The organism is Candidatus Poriferisocius sp., assembly GCF_965204015.1.
In the GTDB taxonomy this organism is placed as follows: domain Bacteria; phylum Actinomycetota; class Acidimicrobiia; order Acidimicrobiales; family Bin134; genus Poriferisocius.
On sequence record NZ_OZ241965.1, the window covers coordinates 3,645,031 to 3,667,042 of the forward strand.

The window sequence follows — 22,012 nt, forward strand, 5'->3', positions numbered from 1 at the left end:
CGCGGGTATGCTGGCCAGGTGGAAGTTGCCGTCAACATTCCCGATGACCTCTTCAAACAAGCCGAGAGTGTTGCTTCTGAGCAGCGCATAACCCGCTCTGAGCTCTATGCCCGAGCCTTGGAGTCCCTCTTGGCTTCTAACGGTCCCTCTGATACGTCGTCCGCCCCTCCTCACCCAGCATGGTTGGCATTTAGTGACGAGGAGATCACCCGGAATCTCAACGAGCACGCTGCCAAACACGACCCCAAGCTTGATCCTGGCCTCGCCGAAGCCCAATTCAGGACTCTCCTGAAGCATTGGGAGTGGGAGGAGTGAGGAGAGGCGACGTCTACTGGGTCAACCTCCGCAACCCCATTGGCTCCGAACCCGGCTACCGGCGTCCGGTGCTGATCGTTTCTGCTGACAGTTTCAACGAAAGCAGACTGGGAACTGTTGTCGCCGCCGCCATCACTTCCAACCTCGGACTCTCCGACATGGCGGGTGTGGTGGCAATTCCAGCGAACGGAACCGGACTAGAACGTGATTCGGTGATCAACCTGACCCAACTTGCCACTCTCGACAAAGATCAGGTGACCGACTGGACCGGAGCGACCCTCGAGGGCGAGGTGATGCGCCAAGTGGACGCTGCCTTGTCGCAGGTTCTGCAACTCGACCGCTGATGAGGTTGCCGTCGCTGCCTCGGGGGTTGGCCGCGGGGGTGGCTCGGGGGGCGGGGCGGCTGTCGCAGCGGCTGGGGCGGGGCGGGGGGACGACGCTGCCTGGACTGGTGCTGACGCGGTTGCGGCCGGAGGCCACCGCGGAGATGGCCCAGAGCGTTCCTGGGGGCGTGATCTTGTTGTCGGGGACCAACGGCAAGACCACTACCGCTCGGCTGATTCGGGCCGTTCTGGACGCCTCGGGCGCTCGGGTGGTGGCCAACACCGCCGGATCGAACCTTGAGCGGGGGGTGGCCGCCGCGCTGCTCGACGCCGAAGGGGCCGAGATGGCCCTGTTCGAGGTGGACGAGGCCGCCCTGCCGGGGTTGATGACCCAGACCCGGCCCCGGGCGGTGGCCCTGATGAACCTGTTCCGCGACCAGCTCGACCGCTACGGCGAGCTCGAGCACCTGGTGGACCGCTGGCGGGAGGCGGTGGCCGGGCTCGATCCGGCCACGGTGGTGATCTACAACGCCGATGACCCCGCGGTGGCCGAGGTGGCCGGCCAGCACCCCACCACCGTGTCCTACGGCATCGACGACGCCCGGGTGGGCCGTGACCGCCTCCCCCACGCGGCCGACACCACCGACTGTCGCCGCTGCGGTGCGCCGCTGCACTACGACATGGTGACCATCGCCCACCTGGGCCGGTGGTCGTGCCCCGAATGCGGCCTGAGCCGGCCTCAGCCCGACGTAGGGGCCACCAGGGTGGAGCTGCACGGCATGGGCGGCCAGCGCCTGGCTCTGGACGCCCCTGGTGGCCCCATCGAGCTGTCGCTGCGCCTGCCGGGCATGCACAACGCCTACAACGCCGTCGCGGCCACCGCCACCGCCCTGGCCCTGGGTCTGGCTCCCGAGTCGATCGGCCCGGCGCTGGCTCGCCGCCCGGCCGCTTTCGGGCGGGCCGAGCGCACCTCGGTGGGCGATGCCCGAATCACCACGCTGTTGGCCAAGAACCCCGCCGGGGCCAACGAGAACATCCGCACCATGCTGTTGGAGGACGGCCCCCTGCACGTGGTGGTGCTGCTCAACGACCGCACCGCCGATGGCCAAGACGTGTCGTGGATCTGGGATGTGGACTACGAGCTGCTGTTGGACAACGACCGGCTGGCGTCGCTCACGGTGGGCGGCGACCGGGCCTACGACATGGCCCTGCGCTTCCGCTACGCCGGGCTCGATACCGACCGGATATCGGTGATGCCCTCGGTGCCCGCCGCCCTCGACGCCGGCCTGAGGGCCTGTGGCACCGGCGAGCTCTACGTGCTGCCCACCTACACCGCCCTGTTGGAGCTCCAGGGCGTGCTGGCCGACCGGGGCCTGGCCCCCGCCTTCTGGGAGGACCAGTGAGCACCGCTGACACTCCCCCGGTCCGGCTCTGCCACCTGTACCCCGACCAGCTGAACATCTACGCCGACCGGGGCAACATCGCGGTGTTCGATCGCCGCCTGAGGTGGCGTGGGTTGGCATTGGAGGTGGCCGAGGTGGGCCTGGGCGATCCCATCCCGGCCGACTGCGACCTCTACTACCTGGGCGGCGGCCAAGACCGCGACCAACTTCTGGTGGCCGAGGACCTGGCCCACAAGGCCGACCCGCTGCGCCAGGCCGCGGCCGATGGCGCGGTGGTGCTGGGGGTGTGCGGCGGATACCAGCTCTTGGGCCACCGCTACGTTGCCGCCGACGGTGGGATCATGCCCGGCATCGGGCTGTTGGATCTGGAGACCACCGCCGGTGGCAGCCGGCTCATCGGCGACGTGGTGTTGGAGGTGACCCTGGAGGGCCGCACCGCCACGGTGGTGGGCTATGAGAACCACGCCGGGCGCACCCACCTGGGCGGTGGCTGCACGCCGCTGGGCCGCCTGCGCCGGGGCCACGGCAACAACGGCGCCGACGGCTGCGAGGGGGCGGTGGCCGGTCGCACGGTGGGCACCTATCTGCACGGGCCGCTCCTGCCCAAGAACCCCTGGCTGGCCGATACCCTGCTGGGCTGGGCGCTGGACCATGCCGGGTGCCCGGCTGAACTGGCGCCGCTGGACGACGACCTCGAACACGCGGCCCACGCCGTGGCCCAAACCAGAGCAGGACAAAGACGATGAGCGCACCATCTGACGCCCGCCCCCGCCCCATCATCATCGACACCGACCCCGGCCAAGACGACGCCATCGCCATTCTGGCCGCCCTGGCCTCCCCCGAGCTCGAGGTGTTGGGCATCACCGCGGTGGCCGGCAACGTGCCCTTGGCGCTCACCGCCCGCAACGCCTGCATGCTGGTGGAGCTGGCCGGGCGCCCCGAGGTGCCGGTGTTCGCCGGCTGCGACCGCCCGCTGCGCCGGGAGCTGGTCACCGCCGAGCACGTCCACGGCAAGACCGGCATCGACGGGGCCGACCTGCCCGAGCCGGCTGTCGCCCTGCAACCCCGCCACGCGGTGGACTGGATGGCCGAGACCGTGCTGGCCGCCGGCGAGCGGGAGATCACCATCTGCCCGGTGGGCCCGATGACCAACGTGGCCACCATGCTGGAGGCCGCCCCCGAGGCGGCGGCCAACATCCGCGAGATCGTCTGCATGGGGGGAGGGTTCTTCGGCGGCGGCAACACCACCCCCACCGCGGAGTTCAACGTGTTCGTCGACCCCGACGCCGCCCAGATCGTGCTGCACTGCGGGGCCCCGGTCACCATGCTGCCCCTGGACGTGACCCACAAGGCGCTGATGGAAGACGCCTGGATCAACCGGGTGCGGGGGTTGGGCACCAGCACCGGGGCCGCCGCCGCGGGGATGCTCGACTTCTACGAGCGCTACGACGTGGACAAGTACGGCACCACCGGCGGCCCCCTCCACGACCCCAACGTGATCGCCTACCTGCTGCGCCCCGACCTCTACGGCGGCCGCCACTGCAACGTGGAGGTGGAGACCGACTCCCCCCTCACTGCCGGCATGACCGTGGTCGACTGGTGGGACGTCACCGACCGCCCCCCCAACTGCCACTACATCACCGACGTGGACTCAAACGGCTTCTACGAGCTGCTCTACGACCTCCTGGGCCGCCTTCCCTAGCCGCTCGGCGGTCAGGCCTCAGTCAGCCCGCACGGCCGGCCAGAGCGTCGATCTCGGCGTCGTCGTAGCCCAGCTCGGCCAGGATTTCGCGGGTGTGGTGGCCGGGGTGGACGGGGCCGGTGCCCACCGCGGCGGGGGTGTCTGAGAAGGTGAGGGGCAGCCGCAGCGCGGCCACCTCGTTTCCGTCGGGGCCGGGGACCATCGAGAACACGTTGAGGTGCTCCACCTGGGGGTCGGCAAACGTCTCGTCCACCGCCAGCACCGGCCCGCACGGGCACCCGGCGGCGTTGAGCCGCTCCACCCACTCGGCGGTGGTGGCGGTGGCCAGGCGTTGCTTGATGATCTCGTCCAGTTCCTGGCGGTGGGCTCGGCGGGTTTCGAGATCGGCGAACCGGGGATCGGCCACCAGCTCGGGAGCGCCCAGCGCTTCGGCGAAGGTCTCCCACCGGGCCATGGGGGCCACGTTGACATGCCCGTCGGCGGTGGGGAACATGCCCATGGGCACCACCGTGGGGTGGTTGTTGCCCTCCTGCGGGGGCACCTCGCCGTCGGTCAGCCACCGCACCGCCTGGAAGTCCATGAAGTTGATGGCCGCCTCCAGAAGCGACGTGTGGACCCACTGGCCCTTGCCGGTGCGCTCCCGGGCCAAGAGGGCGGCCAGCACGCCCTGGGTGAGAAATGTGCCCGCCGCGGTGTCGGAGACCGCGATGCCCACCCGCCACGGCCCGCTGCCTGGTGGGCCGGTCACGCTCATCAGCCCGCTCAGCCCCTGGGCGATCTGGTCGACCCCCGGACGGCTGGCGTAGGGCCCGTCCTGGCCGAACCCCGACAGGCTGGCGTACACCACCCGGGGATTGCGGGCCGACACCACGTCGTAGTCGATGCCCAGCCGGTGCTTGACCGCGGGCCGGTAGTTCTCCACCACCACGTCGGCTCGGTCGGCCAGCCGCAGGAACGCCTCCCGGCCCTTCGAGTCGGCCAGATTCAGCACCACCGAGCGCTTGTTGCGCCTCAGGTTGAACCGATCGGAGTCGCCCAGCACCAGCCGGCCCGGCCGGTCCACACAGATCACCGCCGCGCCCATGTCGGCGAGCTGGCGGGTGCAGGTGGGGCCGGCCCGGGCGGTGGTCAGATCGATCACCCGCACGCCGGCCAGCGGCCCGTTGCCCGCACTCTGTTGGTCGTACAGCGACATCGTGCTACTACTACCAGATGGCCCAACCAGTGGAAACCGGCACCGACAAGTTGATCGGCGAGATCGACGGCGCAATCGGCCGCATCACCTTCGACAACCCCGAGCGCCACAACGCCATCACACCCGACATGTTCGCCGCGCTGGCCACCGTTGTCGACGCCTACGAGCACGACCCCGCCATCCGGGTGGTGGTGATCTCCGGGGCAGGAGGCAAGGCGTTCGCCTCCGGGGCCGATATCGGCAACCTGGACTCGGCTCGGGGCCCGGGCCGCGAGCCCTCCTCCGGCGATGCCCGCACCAGCCGGGGGCCGGCCGCGCTGGGCCGGCTCACCAAGCCGCTGATCGCCGCGGTCGACGGCTACTGCCTGGGGGGCGGGCTGTTGGTGGCGCTGCACGCCGACCTGCTGGTGGCCACCGACCGGGCCCAGTTCGGCATTCCCGCCGCCCGCCTGGGGGTGGGCTATCCCATCGAGGGGGTCGAGCAGCTCGTCGGGCGGGTGGGCGACGCCAACGCCGCGCTCATCTTGATGACCGGGAATCGGTTCAGCGCCGAGGAGGCCCGGCGGATGGGCCTGGCCCATGCGGTGGTGCCCCCCGGCCGGCTCGACGATGAGGTTGATCGGCTGGGCGAGCGCCTGGTGGCCAACGCCCCGCTCACCCTGCGGGCCGTCAAGCTGTCGATCGCCGCCGCGGCCGGACGGGGCGATCGCCAGGCCGCCTTGGACGCCATCGCCGACTGCTGGGCCAGCGAGGATTTCGCCGAGGGCCGGGCTGCCTTCGCCGAGCACCGAGACCCCCGATTCCAGGGACGCTGAGCGTAGACTTGCCCGCACCGCGCTATGTCCACGGTTGCCGCTTTCTTCGTCTTTCTGCTGATCATGCTGGCGCTGGCCACCCTGGCCATCATCTTGGACTGGATGGGCAAGCCCATCCGCCGCACCTTCCGCCCCCGCACCACCGGAACACCAGGCTGGCTGGCCACCGACACCCCGGTGCCGACAGAGACCCCGGTGCCGACAGAGACCCCGACCCCCGACTTCGCCGCCCCACCAGCGGATTCCTCCCCCGAGCCCCTAGCCCCCGAACCACTAGCCCCCGAACCGCTAGCCCTCGAGCCAGGAGACCTGCCCGAGCCGAGCTTCGCACCCGAACCAGCACCCCAACCCCAGCCCGCCACGCCGTCGGGCCCGTGGCAGGCCGGCGACTCCATCTTCAAGCTCACCCCCCGGGGCACCCTCCCGTCGATCACCGCAGTGCGCCGCCGCTACTGGAAGAACCTCTCCGAGCGCCGCTCGTCGCTGGTGTTCGGCGAGGCCAACCGAGCCCTCATGGCCATAGGCCAACCCCCCCAGCGCTTCAACCCCAGAACCGGCTCCATCGAAGAACTCGACCTCCCCGAACCCATGCTCCGCCAAGCCTGGACCACCGGCCGAAACCCCACCCCCACCTGGAACGACCCAGGCCTAGACCCCTACGCCACCCCGTCCTAGCTGCCGCACTTACTAGTTTCGTTGTAGCGGTTTCAGTCTTGACCTTCGGTCTGGTGCGATATGATGAGCCTGTGCAAGCGCCAGATCCCGAACCAAGCGTTGGAGCGGCGGAATCAAGCGACGGCTCATCCCAATCCTGGCCCGATCTGCCGGAGTTCGAACTCTACAACGACACATTCGCTGAGAAGGGCGCCGCCACCCAGTACCGCTCCGAGGAATAGACGGGGTACTACCCCAACGGCGGATGGACACAAGATGGTATCCGAGGGGCGCGGGGTGCCCGTAGCTAACATCATGCCCGCCACCCACGGTCGGCTTGGGCTGCGGGGCTTACTGGTCGGCCTGGTCGAGATCCCGTCGGACGTCGACGTCGACGCGCTGGAGACAGTCGATGACAACTGGTTGGAGGCATTTCTCGCCAGATGGGACGATGAGCTAGACACCGGAGAGGGATGGGCCTCTGCGGATTGTTGACGCCCGCTCCTAGTTGGCATCGGGAGCGTAGAATGCTCCGAACCGCCCTATGTCTTCAGTCGCCGACCACGCCCCCCTCAGCGATCAGTTTGCCGATGGGGCTGAGACGGTTTGGTATGGGGGGCGGGAGGTGAGGCCGCTGCTGCGGTTGGCGGTTTCGGAGGGGACCAGGGTGCGGGTGGAGCGCATCAATGCTCGGCCCGACCGCCGCCAGGCCCTCAAGCTGGCCTGTGTGGACGGCCTCTTGGAGGTGGACGAGGCGGTCTCGGAGATTATCTCGCTGTGGTCCGACACCAGCCCCGCCGCAGTGGAGATGACCGTGCTCGGCGCCCGGGCCCGGCGCCTCGAGGTGTGGAACGCCTGGGATCTGGGCGGCCTCGAATCGGCCTGGCTGGGCAACGCCGGCATCATCATGGAGCCCAGCGAGCACCGCCTGACCCTGCATTGCAGCGACGGCCTGGGCCCCCCCACCTTCACCGACCTCCAAGTCCACCTCGCAGTAGCCCAACCGGGCTGATTCGCGGGAAACTCTTGCATGGCCATTTCGCTCGACGACCTCACGGCTGACACTTCCTTCACCCAGCACGTGAAGGGCCAGGTAACGTTTCTGCCCGAGCCCGAGCGGGCCGACCGGTGGACGCCAATGATCTCGGTGGACGACCACATTGTGGAGCCCCCTGGGGCGTTCGCCGACCGGTTCCCGGCCAAGTATGCCGACGACGCCCCCCGGGTGGCCACCCTCGACGACGGGTCGGAGACCTGGCTGTATGCCGGGCATTCGCTGCCCAATGTGGGGTTCAACGCGGTGGCGGGCCGCCCGGTGAGCGAGTACAGCTTTGAGCCCACCCGCTTTGAGGACATGCGCCGGGGCTCGTGGGACATCGACGCCCGGATCGCCGACATGGACCTCAACGGGGTGTACGCCTCGCTGTGCTTCCCGTCGTTCCTCCCCGGCTTCTGCGGCCAGCGGTTCCAACAGCTCACCGACGACCCCGAACTGGCCCTGGCCGCGGTGCGGGCCTGGAACGACTGGAACATCGAGGAGTGGTCCGGGGCCTACCCCGACCGCATGATCCCCTGCCAGCTCACCTATTTCCTCGACCCCGAGGTGGGCGCGGCCGAGGTGTACCGCAACGCCGAGCGGGGTTTTAAGGCCATCAGCTTCTCCGAGGCTCCCCACTCGTTGGGGTTCCCCTCGCTGCACTCGGGCCATTGGGATCCGATCATGGCCGCCTGCGAGGAGACCGAGACGGTGGTGTGCCTCCACGTCGGCTCGTCGGGCACCTCGCCGGCCACCTCCCCCGACGCACCGTCCGACACGGTGGGGGTGCTGTTCTTCGGCTACGCCATGTTCGCCGCGGTCGACTGGCTGTACTCCAAGATCCCGGTGCGGTTCCCCAACATCAAGATCGCCCTCAGCGAGGGCGGCCTGGGCTGGGTGGCCGGGCTGTTGGACCGCCTGGAGCACGTCCGCAAGTACGACTCCATGTACGGCACCTGGAACGACGTGGAGCTCTCCCCCGCCGACACCTTGCGCCGCAACTTCTGGTTCTGCGCCATCGACGACCCCTCGGCCTTCGACCACCGCCACTACATGGGCCTGGAGAACCTCATGGTGGAATCCGACTACCCCCACGCCGACTCCACCTGGCCCAACACCCAAGAACTGCTCCGCAAACAACTCGCCGGCATCCCCGCCGACGAAGTAGCCCAAATCTGCTGGGCCAACGCCAGCGCCCTCTTCCGCCACCCCATCCCCAACTCCGTAATAGCCAACCCCAACAGCTTCTAGAGCCGCCCGAGCAATGCCGCTGGCTGGTGAAATGTTGTTGTGGTCTGCAAATGGGCTGGGTAGGATGCCCTCGGTGGAGCTGGGGGGACTCGAACCCCCGCGGCGAGGTGTCAAGTCTGCACCGCCCCGACCTACCGGGCAGCCCCAAGTGGAGAAAGCGAAGCTCTCTCCAAGGGCCGCACCGGGTCTCCTACAAAGGCCCGGTGCGGCCCTTAGTATTGTACGGAAAGACATGACACTTCTCAATAAGTCTGCTAATATATTCAAATATACTGAAAGGGAGGACTCCCGCTGAACGAACTTGCCGCCGATCCTGAGGTGGCTGCTGGCTATGTGGCTGCTGGGTGGTGGGGGGATGACACGCCCACCGACCTGATTCGCCGCAACGCTGCTGAGCGGCCTGATGACACTGCGTATGTCACTTGGAGCCGGCCCAAGGGTGAGACCGAGGATGCGAGTGGGAGCATCGACCGGACTTCGTGGGCGGGTTACGACCGGCTGTCCGACCGGGTGGCCGCTGCTCTGCTGGCCGCGGGGTTGGATCGGGGCGACCGGGTGGCGGTGATCTTGCCTGACGGCGCGGCGGTTCACGCCGCCTTCACCGGGGCCGACAAGGCCGGGGTAGTGGTCATGGGGATCGGCCACCGGGCCGGGCCGGCGGAGATCGCCCATCTGGTGGAGAAATCCGGGGCTCGGGCCATCATCACCGGGGCTGAGCACCGGGGGCGCCCAGCCGACGACACAGTGGCTGAGTTGCGGCGCAGCATTCCCGCTCTGGCCCACCACATCACCATTGACGGCCCCGGCCAGGGGGCGGCCATCAGCCTCGACGGTCAGCCCGCCCCGTCTCCAGATTCGGTCCTCAGCTTCGCCGAGGCCATTGAGGCCCGCCGCCTGGGCGCCTCGGAGCTGTGCCTGTTGAACTCCACCTCGGGCACCACCGGGCTGCCCAAGTGCGTGATGCAGACCCACAACCGGTGGTTCTACTTCCACCAGAAGGCGGTGGAGTACAGCGGGCTGGGCTCCGACGAGGTGTTCTGCGTGCCGGTGCCGGCCCCGTTCGGCTTCGGGCTGTGGACCGCCCACTACTCCCCCACCATCTTGGGGGTGCCCACCGTGGTGATGGCCGACTTCGACGCCGATGCCCTGATCCGGTTGATCGAGGCCGAGCGGGTGACCGTGCTGTGCGCGGTGACCACCCAGTTCATCATGATGCTGAACTCTCCGGTGTTCGACGACCACGACCTGTCGTCGCTGCGGCTGATGTTCACCGGAGGCGAGGCCATCCCCTATCAGCGGGCATCCGAGTTCGAGGACCGCACCGGCTGTACGGTGCTCAACTTCTACGGCTCCAACGAGACCGGGATGCTGAGCGGCACCCGCCTGAGCGATCCCCGTTCGGCCCGGCTGCGCTCCGGCGGCAAGTGCGAGCCGGAGATGGACTGCGCGCTGTACGACCCCGACGACGGCCAGCGGCTTCCCGAGCTGAGGGGCCGGGGTCAGCCCGCCTGCCGGGGACCGGCCACCGCGCTGGGCTACTACGACGACGCCAAGGCCAACACCGAGCTGATGACCGACGATGGCCGGATGCTGATGGGCGACATCGTGGAGATCGACGACGACGGCTACCTGCGGGTGGTGGGCCGCACGTCGGACTTCATCATCCGGGGCGGCAAGAACATCAGCGCCCCCGCGGTGGAAGACGAGGTGATGACCCACCCGGCAGTGGCCATGGTGGCCGCCGTGGCCGCCCCCGACCCGGTGTTCGGCGAGCGGGTGGCCGCCTACGTGGAGCTGACTGCTGGCACCAGCCTGGATTTGGACGGGCTCCGGGAGCACTTGGCCGGCCGGGGCGTGTCCCGGGAGTGGTGGCCCGAGCACCTGTTCACAGTGGACGCCCTCCCCCGCTCCTCCGGCGGCAAGGTGGCCAAGGGCCAGCTCAAAAAAGACGCCGCCGACCGGCTGGCCGCAGGCTCCGGCAACTAGCGCTGGGTCAAGACGATGGCCAGCCAGCGCCCGCTGAGCGGGAACTCCACGAGCTGGGCCATGGCATCCACCAAGAACTCCAGCGCCTTTTTCGGGTCTTGGCCCTCGGGCAGCTCATACACCAGGCCCCGCTTGATGTGGTCTTGGCGCCGATTCCACCCCTCGGGCTCGCTCACCCCCCGCTCCTCCAGCAGATTGGCCGCGTGGCGCCCGCCGGCGTGCTGCAAGCCCACCGACGCCGCCTGCCATTTGTCGCGGTAGTGGTGGCCCGGCACCCAGGTGCCCAGCGGGATGGCCGGCCCCTTGGCGGTGAACAGCTTGAATATGGCCGACTCGGGCGGCCGGTGCTCGTCGGCCACCACCGGCTGCACGTTCATCCACCCCTTGCCGTCGCCCCGAGCCGCCAGGGTCAGCATCTCGTGGGTCACTTCCTCGAGGGCCAACCGCTCAAACCGGATATGCCGCTTTTCGAGCGCCATCGCTAGCGGCCCGCCGTCAACGCCATCAGACCACCGTAGCCACCCGTCGCCCTGCCAGACACCGCCCAACCAGAGATCAGGCCGCCGCGCTCGGTAGCCTCGGAGCAGATGGTTGACCCTCCCGCCGACGTCATCGCCCCCGACCGGCCCCTGCGGGTGGCCGTTTTGGTCAAGCAGATCCCGGTGTTCGAGGACATGGTGCTGGGCCCCGACGGCCGCATGGTGCGAGACGGCATCGACCTGCACATGAACGACTACTGCCGCCGAGCGGTGGCCAAGGGCACCGAGGTGGCCCGGGCCAGCGGGGGCACGGTCACCGTGGTCACCCTGGGGCCGCCGTCGGCCGAGAACGTGTGCCGGGAGGCCATCCTGTTCGGGGTGGACGGCGGCATCCACATCTGCGACGACGAGTTTGCCGGCTCCGACACCTGGGCCACCGCCAAGGCCCTGGCCGCCGCCCTGGAGCGGTTCGGGCCGTTCGATCTGGTGATGATGGGGCGCAACTCGGTGGACGCCGACACCGGCCAGGTGCCGCCCCAGATGGCCGAGTTGCTGGGGCTGCCGTTCGCCACCGGGGTCCGCCATTTCTCACTGCACGGCGACCGCCTGGAGCTCCGATTGGAGCACGACGACGAGTGGGTGGACGTGGCCGTGGAGCTGCCCGCAGTGGTGTCGTGCGCCGAACGGCTGTGCGATCCGTGCAAGATCAAAGATCCGGTGGCCTGGGCCACCGTCGACGGCTCGCTCATCCAGACGGTGAGCGCCGCCGAGTTGGGCCCCGGTCCGTGGGGCCAGGAGGCCAGCCCCACCTCCGTTGGCCCCGTCCACATGATCGACGTGCAGCGCTCTCGTTCGATGCTGACCGGCCCGCTGGAAGACCAGATCGATGAGGCCATGGCCATTCTGGCCGACCGGGGGGCGCTGGTCGGCAGCTCCAACCCCGAGCCCGCAATAGTGCCCGGAGGCTCGTCAATCGACGCCAGCGGTGCGGCCATCGCCGTGCTGGTGGAGCCCGGCCGGGAACGGGTGACCCGAGAGCTCTTGGGGGCCGCGGCCGACCTCGCCGCTGACATCGGCGGGTGGGTGGCCGCCGTTGGCCCCGGCCTCGACGATCCCGACGAGGACCTCGGCCCGTGGGGGGCCGACGGGCAGATCGGCATCGCCGACGGCCCCCGCGGAAGCGCTCCAGCGGAGGAGGACTTGGCCGCGGCCATCACCGCGTGGGCCGCCGATGCCCAGCCGTGGGCCGTGTTGGCGCCGGGAACGGCCTGGGGTCGGGAGGTGGCCTCCCGGATGGCGGCATCGCTGGGGGCCGGGCTCACCGGCGACGCCGTCGGGCTGCAAATCGACGACCAGGGCAAGATGATCGCCATGAAGCCGGCTTTCGGCGGCTGGCTGGTGGCCGAGATCGGCTGCTCATCTGTGGTGCAGATGGCCACAGTGCGCCCCGGCGTGCTCCCCCTCCCCCGCCCCAACCCCGACCGGCCGCCGGCCCGCCGCCGGTCGCTGGCCTCGCCGGGCCGCAGCCGCCTGGAGATCACCCGGCGCTACCGGGACGACGACAGCGACGAGCTGGCCACCGCCTCGGTGGTGATCGGCGTGGGCCAGGGGGTGGTTCCGGCCGACTATCCCAAGCTGGAGAAGCATCGGGCCGCGATAGGCGCCGCCCTGTGCGCCACCCGCAAGGTCACCGACTACGGATGGATGCCCCGGGCCCGCCAGGTGGGCATCACCGGCCACAGCATCAGCCCCCAGCTCTATTTCGCCATCGGCATGAGCGGGAAGTTCAACCACACCGTGGGAGTGCGCAACGCCGGCACCGTGGTGGGGATCAACCCCGACCCCGAAGCCCCGCTGTGGGACGTGGTGGACATCGGCATCGTGGGCGACTGGGCCGAGGTGTTCGACGCCCTCATCCCCCGCGTGGCCGAAGCCCAGGGGGGCTGACGGCCCAGACGACCGGTGGCCCAGCCGACAAATGGCTCAGGCCACCACCAGCTCTTTGGGCGATCGGGTGAGCCGCCGAGGGCCGTCGTCGGCCACCAGCACGGTGTCTTCCACCCGGGCGCCGCAGATGCCGGGGAGGTACACGCCGGGCTCCACGGTGATGACATGGCCGGTTTGCAGGGACTCCTCCGCGCTGGCCCGCACCCAGGGCTGCTCGTGGATGTCGAGGCCCACGCCGTGGCCGGTGCCGTGGACAAAGGCGTCGGCCCATCCCTCGGCGGCGATGCGGTCGCGACAGGCCTTGTCCACCTCGGCAATGGGGGTGCCGACCGCCGCCTGGGCCACACCGAGCTGCTGGGCGTCCCTCACGGTGTCGAACACCTTTTGGGCCTCGGGATCGGGCTCGCCCACCGCCATGGTCCGGGTCATGTCGGAGCGGTAGCCGTCCACCACCGCGCCCATGTCCACGATGACTAGCTCACCGTGGCCGATGGGTCGGTCGGTGGGGCGTATGTGGGGCAGCGCGGCGTTGGGGCCGGCGGCCACGATCGTTCGAAATGCGCTCCCGTCGGCCCCCCGACGGCGAAGGGCGGTGTCCAAGGCCAGGGCCACCTCGGCCTCGGTGGGGCCGGCGGCCAGCATGGGGCGGACCTCGGCCAGGGTGTCGTCGGCGATGGCCGCCGCGGCGGCCATTCGGTCGATTTCACCGTCGTCTTTGATCTGGCGGCAGCGCTCCACCACCCCGGCAGTGGGCACCAGCTCGGCCTCGCTGAACCATTCGGCGTACTTGCGCTGGTCGGCCCAGCTCACCGAGGCCGCCTCCAAGCCGATGCGACCCACCCCGGCGGCGGCTGCGGCCAGGATCTCCTTGGGGGCGTCGTTGGTGATCTCGATGCGCACGGTTGCCCCGGCTTGGCCGGTCTCGGCCTCGGATTGCTCGGTGTAGCGGCGGTCGGTGACCAGCACCAGCTCGTCGGCCCCCAGCCACACCAGCCCGGCCGAGCCGGTGAACCCGGTGAGGTAGCGCACGTTGACCATGTTGGCCACCACCAGTGCGTCGCAGCCGGCATCTGAGGCCGCAGCCCGCACCCGATCGGCCCGCCCCGCCACGTCCATGGGGGCGAGGTTGGCGAGGTCGGTCACTTTGACATCATCTGGCGAGCAGCCGGGCCACCGCTTCGACGGCCAGCTCGTAGCCGTGGCCTCCGAAGCCCACGATGGTGCCGGTGGCCACCGGGCTGACCACCGAGGTGTGGCGCCAGGGTTCCCGGGCGTTGGGGTTGGACAGGTGCAGCTCCACCACCGGGCCCTCGAAGGCGGCCAGGGCGTCGTGGATGGCCCAGGAGTAGTGGGTGAACGCCCCGGGGTTGATGATGATGGCCCCACAGCGGCGCCGGGCCCCGTGGATGTGGCCGATGAGGGTGGCCTCGTCGTTGGACTGGTGGTGCTCGACGCCCAGCCCGTGGCGCTCGGCGGTTGCGGTTGCGGTGGCCACGTGGTTTTCGAGGGTGTCGGTGCCGTACACCTCGGGCTCCCGATCGCCCAGCAGGTTGAGGTTGGGCCCCGACAGCAACAGGATCGTCGAGCTCATCGGATGGCCTCCAGGGTTTCGAGCATGAGGGCGGGATCGAGCCCGGTTACCGCCTCGATGCCGTGGGGGCCGTCCAGCATGAAGGTGACCCCCCCGACGGCCTTCTTGTCGCGGCTGAACAGTTCGACCAGGCCAGCGGCGTCGGCATCGGCGGGCAGCGAGGTGGGCAGGCCGTAGCCGCTCACCACCCGGCGGTGTTCATCCACCCGGTGGGCGTCGATGCGCCCGGCGCGGTGGGCCAACTCGGCGGCGTACACCAGGCCGACGGCCACCGCTTCGCCGTGGCGGAGGTCGTAGCCACCGTGGGCTTCGAGGGCGTGGGCCAGGGTGTGGCCGTAGTTGAGCACCGCCCGGCGGCCGGACTCGCGCTCGTCGTCGGCCACCACCTCGGCCTTGATGGCCACGCAGCGGGCGATGCGCTCGACCAGGGGCAGCGAGTCGAGTCCGGCATCGGCGATGAAGTGGTACTTGGCCATCTCCCCCAGCCCCGACCGCATCTCCTCGGGGGGCAGGGTGTCGAGGGCCTCGGTGTCGCACAGCACCGCAGACGGCTGCCAGAAGGCCCCCACCAGGTTTTTGCCCTCGGGGAGGTTGACGCCGGTCTTGCCTCCCACCGAGGCGTCGATCTGGCCCAACAGGGTGGTGGCCACGTACACCATCCGGATGCCCCGGTGGTAGACGGCGGCGGTGAACCCGGCCAGGTCGGTGACCGCGCCCCCGCCCACGGCCACCACCGCGTCGCGGCGGGTGAGCCCCCATTGGGCGAACTCGCGGCACAGCTCCTCGACCGCGCCCAGCGTCTTGATGTGCTCGCCGTCGTCGGTGATGAACACCCGGTGCTCGACGCCGGGGTCCACGGTGAGGCCCGCGTCGGCCACCGCCGCCTGGGTGACCACCGCCACCCGGCTCGCCCCGCCAGGGACGACCTCGGCCAGCCGATGGCGGACGCCAGGGCCCACCCACACGTCGTAGGAACGCTCGCCCAGCTCGACCGGCACCCGCAGGGCCTGGTCCAGGTCAGTGCCCGCGGTCATCGCCGCGCCTCGTCAATGTCGGTTGACGCGGTCATCGGGCCGCGGTCTGCTGGGGTCGGATGAGCCTGATCCGCTCCGCGACCTGGTTGGCCTCCAGACCGTCGATGTCGATTACCCGGTGGGCGGTCTCGTGGTACAGCGCGGCCCGGGCGTCGCTGATCTGGATTAGGTCGGCCACGGGGTCTTCGCCCAGCAGGGGGCGATTGTCGCCGGAGCGCACCCGCCGGCTGAGCGTCTCTATGGAGGCCCGGAGCCAGCACACCCAGGCCCGCTTGCGCAAAAGCGCCCGATTTCCCGACCGCAGCACCGCTCCCCCGCCACAGGAGACCACCAGCGGCTGCTCCGACGTCAGGCACTCGGTCAGCTCCGACTGCTCCATGTCGCGAAAGCGGGCCTCGCCGTCGTTCTGGAAGATCTCCTGAATCGACCGGCCCTGGCGCTCTTCGATGGCCGCGTCCAAGTCCACGAACCGCAGTCCCTCCGACTGGGCCAGCCAGAACCCCACCGTCGATTTTCCCGACCCCATCATCCCGATCAGGGCCACGTGAGGTCGAGGGTCCACGGGAAAATACTACCTGTCACCAGTATGTGGGCACCGCAAGGGTTATCACCGCGGCGGCGGTGGCCATCGCGGGGCCGAAGGGGAACACGGTGGGGCGGGGATTGGAGGGATCGGCCAAGGGATCAGGCAAAACCTCGTTGCCCCACTGGCGCATGCCCCATACCAAAAGGCCCATAGCGGCCCCGAAAAGCGAGGCCAGCAAGAAGGCGAAGAACACCGCCAGCATCGACTGTCCGTAGTCGGTTGCGATCCAGCCCAGCGCCAGGCCCACCGGCAGGGCCAGCTTCACGTCGCCCAGGCCGAGGCTGCCGCCCGAGAACACGTAGAGCAGCGACATGATGGCGCCGTAGAAGCCGGCGGCCGCGGCGGCTTGCCCGATGGTTCCCGGTTGATTTCGCAACAGCGAGATGAGGGTCATCAGCATCAACAGCAGGGCGACGGTGGGGAACACGATGCCGTTGGGTATGCGGTAGAGGTACAGATCCACGGTGGTGACCCCGGCCAGGCCGATGAACAGCGCCCACACCGGGACCACATCCCAGGTGGTGCCCAATACCCCGCCCGCGGTCCCCAGGGCGATGGCGGTGAACGACGGGACCAGCACCCGCAGGGATCGGCTGTCGCGCACGCCGAAGGTCCATACCAGCCGCAGGAGGTTGCGGCCCGCGACGGTTCCGATGGCCAGTCCGGCGATGACCATGGCCATCCGGGTCATCGCCCCTCTTCCCTACTGCGAAGAGCTCGGCTCATCTCCTGGCCAGCGCGGCGGTGGCCGCCGCGGTCATGGCGTCGACCGGCGGCTCGGCCCCGGTCCAGATCCGAACGGCGTGGGCTGCTTGGTGTACCAGCATCCCCACTCCGGTGGATGCGGGCACGCCCCGGCGCCGGCATTCGGCCAACAGCGGGGTTTGCAGCGGGTTGTAGACCAGCTCAGCCACGTGCTGGCCGGGGTGGAGGAGGTCGGGATCGAGGGGGAGGTTGCCGGCGCCCTCGGTCTCGGCCATCCCCACCGGGGTGGCGTTCACCACCAAGCGGAACCGGCCGATGTCGCCGGGGCCGGCCACTGTTCCCGCCGAGCCGGCCAGCTCGGCGGCCGACGCCGCCCGCTCGGGGCGACGGGCGATCACCGCCACTTCGGCAGCCCCTCGGCGGGCCAACTCGGCCACTACCGCCCGGGCTGCTCCGCCGGCGCCCAGAACGGCACAGGCGATGTCGGCCAGCTCCACCCCGTCGGCCCCCAGGGCGTCGCAGAATCCGGCGCCGTCGGTGTTGTGGCCGATGAGGCGGTCGCCGTCGCGGCTAACGCAGTTCACCACTCCCAGGGCCGTTGCTGCGGGGCTGAGCTCGTCCACCGCGATGGCCACATCGGCCTTGTGGGGCATGGTCACCGACAGCCCGGCCATGCCTCGGGTTCTCATGTGGTCGAGCGCCTGGGCGGCCTCTCCGGCGGGCACCTCGAACGCGGCGTAGATCCAATCCAGGCCCAGCTCGTCGAACGCGGCTTGGCAGATGACCGGCGACAGGGAATGGCGCACCGGAAAGCCGATCACCCCGGCGGCGACTTCGGTGTCGGGGGCCATCCCGATGGGAGTCAGCACCCCAGATCCCTCTCTCGGCAGAGGTCCACCGCCACCTGGTGCTCCTCGAAGGTGTTGCTGAAGGTGTGGGCGCCGGGCACCGGTTCGTCGGTGCGGGCGTAGAACAGCCAGAAGCCGTTGGCGGGGTTCAGCGCCGCCTCCAGCGACGCCCGCCCGGGAGCGGCGATGGGGCCGGGCGGCAGGCCGGTTCGGTTGTACACGTTGTAGGGGTTGTCCACCCGCAGGTCGGCCAGCGTCAGCGGTTCGGAGGGCTTGTTCAGCGCGTAGCGCACCGCAGCGTCGATCTGAAGCGGCATGTCGAAGCCCAAACGGTTGTAGATCACCCGGGCGATCTTGGCCCGGTCCTCTTCGATGAGGGCCTCCTTTTCGATCAGCGAGGCCACGATGACGACTTCGTACGGGCTCAACTGCACTGTATTGGGGGCGGCGTCCAAGCCCACGTCGGCGGCCACCGCGTCGAACTGGTTGATCATGCGGACCACGAGGGCGGCCTCGTCCTCGGCGGTGGCCGAATCGAGCAGATAGGTGTCGGGGAAGAGCATGCCCTCCAGTGTGCTGGTGGGCGGCTGGTAGTCGGACCGCAAGGGCGGGAAGGCCATGGCCCGGGCCAGATCGTCGGCGTCGAAGGTGGGAAGCTGTTCCAGAAGCTGGCCTTGCATCTGGGCCAGAGTGAGGCCCTCGGGCACCACCACTCGGAGGGCGTCTTCGGCCGGGCCGGGGGCCGGGCCGGCCAACAGCACGTCTTTGGCGTGCCACACCGCCATGTTCTCGTTCAAGACGTAGTTGCCGGCCTGGAAGTCGCCGGCGCCCTTGTAGCGCAGGTAGTAGCGGAACACCGTGGAGTTGGCCACCACGCCGTCGTCTTCGAGGATGCGGGCGATGTCGTTGATGGACGCCCCCTGGGGGATGTTGACCACCAGCTCGGGGCCCTCGTCGCCGGGCGGGTCGAGGCGGTCGTCGACCCAGCCCTTGATCACCAGCCCGGCCACCAGCATGACGACCCCCAACGAGGCCAAGATGATGAGCACCCGGGTGAGGGTGGAGGTCCGGCGGGGCAACCAGTCCCAATCTTGGGGATCGTCGTCGGTCATGGGGATTCCTGCGGCGAATCCTGTTGGGCCGCGTCCAGCCAGCCCTGGAGGATGACCGACGCGGCCACCATGTCGACCCGTTTGCGGCGGGCTTTTCCGCTGAGGCCCGACTCGGCCAGGGACCGCTCGGCGATGACGGTGGTCAGCCGCTCATCGTGGGTCAACACCGGCACATCCAGCGCGGCCTCGAGCTGGCTGACCTCGCTCTGGGCGCCGCGGGCGGCGGGACCGGCGGTGCCGTCCAGCGACAGGGGCAGGCCCACCACCACGAGCTCGGCCTCGTATTCGGCCACCAGCTCGGCGATGCGGCGGTGGTCGCCCGGGCGGCTGCCTGAGCGCTCGATCACGGTCAGCGGGGTGGCCACGCGGCCCTCGCCGTCGGACACCGCCACGCCGATGCGGCGCTCACCGAGGTCGATGCCCAGTGCCCGGGCCGCCATCAGCTCCCGATGCCAGCAGCCGCTCGCACCTGGCTCAGAGCCTCATCCAAGCGCGACGGGTCGCGGCCCCCGGCGATGGCCAGCTTGGCGTCGCGGCCCCCGCCGCCGCCGATGGTGGCGGACGCCTCGGCGATCAGCTCGCCGGCGTGCAGGTCGCTATCGGCCGCCACCGCAGCCACCAGGGCTGCGCCGCCGCCGTCGGGGGCCGCTCCCAGCACCACCGCGGCCACGCCGGGGCGATCCCGGGTGGCGATGGCCAGATCGCGCAGCTGACCCCGGTCTAGGCCTTCGACCAGCGCCACCACGACTCCGTCGACCGCCTGCTGGGCCAGATCTCCGGATTGATCGGCCGAAGCCGCCTTGCGCAGCTCGGCCAGCTCGGCCCGGAGGCTCTTGATCTCGGCCATGCGCTTATCGGCCCCGTCCACCAGCTGATCGGCGGGGACGCCCAGGCGCTCGGCGGTTAGGGCCACCAGCTGCTCCTGTTCGGTGAGCAGCTCGACCGGCCGGGTGCCGGTGACCGCTTCGATGCGGCGGATGTTGGCCCCGATCGAGCCCTCGGAGACGATCTTCACCGGGCCGATGTCGCCCAGGGCCCGCACGTGGGTGCCGCCGCACAGCTCGATGGAGTGCGGGCCGGCCTCCAGCACCCGGACCCGCTCGCCGTACTTGTCGCCGAAAAAGGCGATGGCCCCGGCCGCGGTGGCCTCGGCCATCGACGTCTCGTAGTTGCGGGTGGCGGGGTTGTCCAAGATGTCGGCGTTGGCCAGCCGTTCGATCTCGGCGATCTGGTCGGCCTTGACGGCCTCGAAGTGGGTGAAGTCGAAGCGCAGCCGGTTGTCGTCCACCAGCGAGCCCTGCTGTTTGACGTGGTCGCCCAGGGTGGCCTTCAGCGCCCAGTGCAGCAGGTGGGTGGCGGTGTGGTTGCGCCGGATGGCGGCCCGGCGGTCGGCGTCGATGGCCGCGATCACCGTCTGGCCCACGGTGATCTCCCCGTCGATCTGTCCTTCGATCTCGTCGATGTGGTGCAGGTGCAGCTCGGGCACCACATAGGTGGTGTCGGCGATACGGGCCGAGCCGGTGGGTGAGGTGATGGTGCCGGTGTCGCCCACCTGGCCGCCGGCTTCGGCGTAGAACGGGGTCCGGTCCAGGATGATCCCGTCATCGGTGACGGCCACCACCACGGCCTCGGCGGTGTCGAACTCGCGGCCAATGAATTCGGTGGGGCCGTGCTCGTTGACCAGCGCGAAATAGGCCGAGACGTCGGCCGAGGTGGCGTGGCGGGCGTCGAAGTCCTCCCGGGCCCGGGAGCGCTGGCCCTCCATGAGCTGGTCGAAGCCCTCCCGGTCTACGGCCACGTCTTGCTCGCGGGCCGTCTCCTCGGTGACCTCGAACGGGAAGCCGTAGGTGTCGTGCAGCAAAAAGGCCAGATCGCCCGACAGCGCCTCGCCCTCACCGAGGCGGTCGATGGCGTCGTCGAGGATCTGCGATCCCTGGGCCAGGGTCGACCGGAAGCCCTCCTCTTCGCGGGCCACCACTTCCCGCACGAAGCTGTGGTTGGCGGCGATGTCGGGGTAGTCGTGGCCCATGATGTCGACCACCTTGTCGACCAGGCTGGGGGTGACCACCTCGGTGACCCCGAGCAGGTAGGCCCGGCGGATGGCCCGGCGCATGATGCGGCGCAGCACGTAGCCCCGGTCTTCGTTGGAGGGGAATACCCCGTCGGAGATGAGGAAGGTCATGGTGCGGGCGTGCTCGGCCAGAATCCGCAGGGTGAGGTCGCTGTGGTCGGCCGCCCCCAGCTTCACCCCGGTGACCGCGCTGGCCTCCCCCACCAGCTCGGCCATCTCGTCGATGTCGAACACCGACTCCACCCCCTGTATCAGGGTGAGGATGCGCTCCAGGCCGGCCCCGGTGTCGATGCTGGGCTTGGGCAGCGGGACCAGGCCGTCGGGCTGCTGGTCGTACTGCATGAACACCAGGTTCCAGAACTCCAGGAAGCGCTCGTCGCCGCCGTGGGCCGGGCCGCCGTCGTCGCCGAACTCCGGCCCCTTGTCGAAGAAGATCTCCGAGCAGGGGCCGCACGGGCCGGTGTCGGCCATGCGCCAGTAGTTGTCCTCGTCCATCCGCTGGATGCGGTCGGGGGCCACCCCGGCAACGTCCCGCCAGATCTCGGCGGCCTCGTCGTCGGAGAGGTGGACGGTGATCCACAGCCGGTCGGGGTCGAAGCCCAGGCCCTCGGTGACGAACTCCCAGGCCCAGCCGATGGCCTCGGTCTTGAAGTAGTCGCCGAAGCTGAAGTTGCCCAGCATCTCGAAGAACGTGAGATGGCGGCGGGTGCGGCCGATCTCGTCGAGGTCGTTGTGCTTGCCCCCGGCCCGCACGCATTTCTGGACGGTGACCGCCCGGCGGTGGGGGGCGGTCTCCTCGCCCAAGAAGTAGGGCTTGAACGGCACCATGCCGGCAACGGTGAACAAAACGGTGGGGTCGTGGGGGATCAGGCTGGCCGACGGCAGCACGGCGTGGTCTCGCTCGCCGAAGAAGGTGGTGAACGCGCTGCGGATCTCCTGGGCTCGCTTGGGGGTCATGG

24 protein-coding genes and 1 tRNA gene are annotated in these 22,012 nt (G+C 69.7%); 13 read left to right on the forward strand and 12 right to left on the reverse strand.

The window, feature by feature from the left end; genetic code table 11:
* Positions 1–18 precede the first annotated feature (18 nt).
* From ACOGJC_RS16460 to ACOGJC_RS16480, 5 genes are read left to right on the forward strand one after another with little or no spacing between them, the layout of a single operon-like run.
* Positions 19–315 carry a hypothetical protein gene (locus ACOGJC_RS16460; protein ID WP_419846079.1) on the forward strand — a complete coding sequence of 99 codons (297 nt, stop codon included), beginning with the start codon at positions 19–21 and terminating at the stop codon, positions 313–315.
* On the forward strand, positions 312–659 hold the full coding sequence (locus tag ACOGJC_RS16465; protein WP_419846080.1) for a type II toxin-antitoxin system PemK/MazF family toxin: 348 nt from the start codon (positions 312–314) through the stop codon (positions 657–659). Before ACOGJC_RS16460 ends, ACOGJC_RS16465 begins: the two co-directional genes overlap by 4 nt.
* Positions 659–2,041, forward strand: a complete 1,383-nt coding sequence (locus tag ACOGJC_RS16470) for a MurT ligase domain-containing protein (RefSeq protein WP_419846081.1) — start codon at positions 659–661, stop codon at positions 2,039–2,041. The genes ACOGJC_RS16465 and ACOGJC_RS16470 overlap by 1 nt, the downstream gene beginning before the upstream one ends.
* Positions 2,038–2,787, forward strand: a complete 750-nt coding sequence (locus tag ACOGJC_RS16475) for a type 1 glutamine amidotransferase (RefSeq protein ID WP_419846082.1) — start codon at positions 2,038–2,040, stop codon at positions 2,785–2,787. Before ACOGJC_RS16470 ends, ACOGJC_RS16475 begins: the two co-directional genes overlap by 4 nt.
* Positions 2,784–3,743 (forward strand): nucleoside hydrolase, encoded by a 960-nt coding sequence (locus ACOGJC_RS16480; protein WP_419846083.1) that lies wholly within the window; start codon positions 2,784–2,786, stop codon positions 3,741–3,743. Before ACOGJC_RS16475 ends, ACOGJC_RS16480 begins: the two co-directional genes overlap by 4 nt.
* Before the next feature lie 22 nt (positions 3,744–3,765).
* Here ACOGJC_RS16480 and ACOGJC_RS16485 read toward each other — a convergent pair whose 3' ends face one another.
* Positions 3,766–4,938 (reverse strand): CaiB/BaiF CoA transferase family protein, encoded by a 1,173-nt coding sequence (locus tag ACOGJC_RS16485; RefSeq protein WP_419846084.1) that lies wholly within the window; start codon positions 4,936–4,938, stop codon positions 3,766–3,768.
* 17 nt (positions 4,939–4,955) lie between these two features.
* Here ACOGJC_RS16485 and ACOGJC_RS16490 point away from each other — a divergent pair, with 17 nt between their 5' ends.
* From ACOGJC_RS16490 to ACOGJC_RS16515, 6 genes are all read left to right on the forward strand, one after another.
* Positions 4,956–5,753, forward strand: a complete 798-nt coding sequence (locus ACOGJC_RS16490) for an enoyl-CoA hydratase-related protein (protein ID WP_419846085.1) — start codon at positions 4,956–4,958, stop codon at positions 5,751–5,753.
* A 24-nt stretch (positions 5,754–5,777) separates the two neighbouring features.
* Positions 5,778–6,428 carry a hypothetical protein gene (locus tag ACOGJC_RS16495; protein WP_419846086.1) on the forward strand — a complete coding sequence of 217 codons (651 nt, stop codon included), beginning with the start codon at positions 5,778–5,780 and terminating at the stop codon, positions 6,426–6,428.
* 71 nt (positions 6,429–6,499) lie between these two features.
* On the forward strand, positions 6,500–6,649 hold the full coding sequence (locus tag ACOGJC_RS16500; protein ID WP_419846087.1) for a hypothetical protein: 150 nt from the start codon (positions 6,500–6,502) through the stop codon (positions 6,647–6,649).
* A gap of 55 nt (positions 6,650–6,704) precedes the next feature.
* Entirely contained in the window at positions 6,705–6,902 is a 198-nt protein-coding gene (locus tag ACOGJC_RS16505; protein WP_419846088.1) for a hypothetical protein, read from the forward strand.
* A 49-nt stretch (positions 6,903–6,951) separates the two neighbouring features.
* Positions 6,952–7,419 carry a hypothetical protein gene (locus tag ACOGJC_RS16510; protein ID WP_419846089.1) on the forward strand — a complete coding sequence of 156 codons (468 nt, stop codon included), beginning with the start codon at positions 6,952–6,954 and terminating at the stop codon, positions 7,417–7,419.
* A gap of 18 nt (positions 7,420–7,437) precedes the next feature.
* Complete coding sequence (locus ACOGJC_RS16515) at positions 7,438–8,694, forward strand: amidohydrolase family protein (protein ID WP_419846090.1); 1,257 nt, start codon at positions 7,438–7,440, stop codon at positions 8,692–8,694.
* A 74-nt stretch (positions 8,695–8,768) separates the two neighbouring features.
* Here the strand turns inward: ACOGJC_RS16515 and ACOGJC_RS16520 are convergent.
* Positions 8,769–8,840: transfer RNA gene (locus ACOGJC_RS16520), tRNA-Ser, on the reverse strand.
* Positions 8,841–9,012: 172 nt separating this feature from the next.
* Here ACOGJC_RS16520 and ACOGJC_RS16525 point away from each other — a divergent pair.
* Positions 9,013–10,680, forward strand: a complete 1,668-nt coding sequence (locus ACOGJC_RS16525) for a class I adenylate-forming enzyme family protein (protein ID WP_419846091.1) — start codon at positions 9,013–9,015, stop codon at positions 10,678–10,680.
* Here ACOGJC_RS16525 and ACOGJC_RS16530 read toward each other — a convergent pair.
* On the reverse strand, positions 10,677–11,159 hold the full coding sequence (locus tag ACOGJC_RS16530; RefSeq protein WP_419846092.1) for a hypothetical protein: 483 nt from the start codon (positions 11,157–11,159) through the stop codon (positions 10,677–10,679). The genes ACOGJC_RS16525 and ACOGJC_RS16530 overlap by 4 nt on opposite strands.
* Before the next feature lie 108 nt (positions 11,160–11,267).
* On the opposite strand from ACOGJC_RS16530, the gene ACOGJC_RS16535 reads away from it, so the two are divergent.
* Positions 11,268–13,106: an FAD-binding protein gene (locus tag ACOGJC_RS16535; RefSeq protein ID WP_419846093.1), complete on the forward strand. Its 1,839-nt coding sequence runs from the start codon at positions 11,268–11,270 to the stop codon at positions 13,104–13,106.
* Positions 13,107–13,142: 36 nt separating this feature from the next.
* Here the strand turns inward: ACOGJC_RS16535 and ACOGJC_RS16540 are convergent, their stop codons facing one another.
* Genes ACOGJC_RS16540 through alaS form a run of 9 tightly spaced genes read right to left on the reverse strand, consistent with a single transcriptional unit; the run spans position 13,143 to position 22,010 of the window.
* Positions 13,143–14,249 carry a M24 family metallopeptidase gene (locus ACOGJC_RS16540; protein WP_419846094.1) on the reverse strand — a complete coding sequence of 369 codons (1,107 nt, stop codon included), beginning with the start codon at positions 14,247–14,249 and terminating at the stop codon, positions 13,143–13,145.
* Positions 14,250–14,256: 7 nt separating this feature from the next.
* Positions 14,257–14,697 carry a type II 3-dehydroquinate dehydratase gene (locus ACOGJC_RS16545; protein WP_419846095.1) on the reverse strand — a complete coding sequence of 147 codons (441 nt, stop codon included), beginning with the start codon at positions 14,695–14,697 and terminating at the stop codon, positions 14,257–14,259.
* Positions 14,694–15,731, reverse strand: coding sequence for a 3-dehydroquinate synthase family protein (locus ACOGJC_RS16550; RefSeq protein ID WP_419846096.1), 1,038 nt, complete (start codon positions 15,729–15,731; stop codon positions 14,694–14,696). Before ACOGJC_RS16550 ends, ACOGJC_RS16545 begins: the two co-directional genes overlap by 4 nt.
* A gap of 31 nt (positions 15,732–15,762) precedes the next feature.
* Entirely contained in the window at positions 15,763–16,293 is a 531-nt protein-coding gene (locus tag ACOGJC_RS16555) for a shikimate kinase (protein ID WP_419846097.1), read from the reverse strand.
* 16 nt (positions 16,294–16,309) lie between these two features.
* The gene (locus tag ACOGJC_RS16560) at positions 16,310–17,008 is read right to left on the reverse strand and encodes a prepilin peptidase (RefSeq protein WP_419846098.1); all 699 of its coding nucleotides are present in this window, start codon (positions 17,006–17,008) and stop codon (positions 16,310–16,312) included.
* 31 nt (positions 17,009–17,039) lie between these two features.
* Positions 17,040–17,891 (reverse strand): shikimate dehydrogenase, encoded by an 852-nt coding sequence (gene aroE, locus ACOGJC_RS16565; protein ID WP_419846099.1) that lies wholly within the window; start codon positions 17,889–17,891, stop codon positions 17,040–17,042.
* Complete coding sequence (mltG, locus tag ACOGJC_RS16570; RefSeq protein ID WP_419846100.1) at positions 17,885–18,982, reverse strand: endolytic transglycosylase MltG; 1,098 nt, start codon at positions 18,980–18,982, stop codon at positions 17,885–17,887. Before mltG ends, aroE begins: the two co-directional genes overlap by 7 nt.
* Entirely contained in the window at positions 18,979–19,422 is a 444-nt protein-coding gene (gene ruvX, locus ACOGJC_RS16575; protein ID WP_419846101.1) for a Holliday junction resolvase RuvX, read from the reverse strand. The genes mltG and ruvX overlap by 4 nt, the downstream gene beginning before the upstream one ends.
* On the reverse strand, positions 19,422–22,010 hold the full coding sequence (gene alaS / locus ACOGJC_RS16580) for an alanine--tRNA ligase (RefSeq protein WP_419846102.1): 2,589 nt from the start codon (positions 22,008–22,010) through the stop codon (positions 19,422–19,424). Before alaS ends, ruvX begins: the two co-directional genes overlap by 1 nt.
* Positions 22,011–22,012 lie beyond the last annotated feature (2 nt).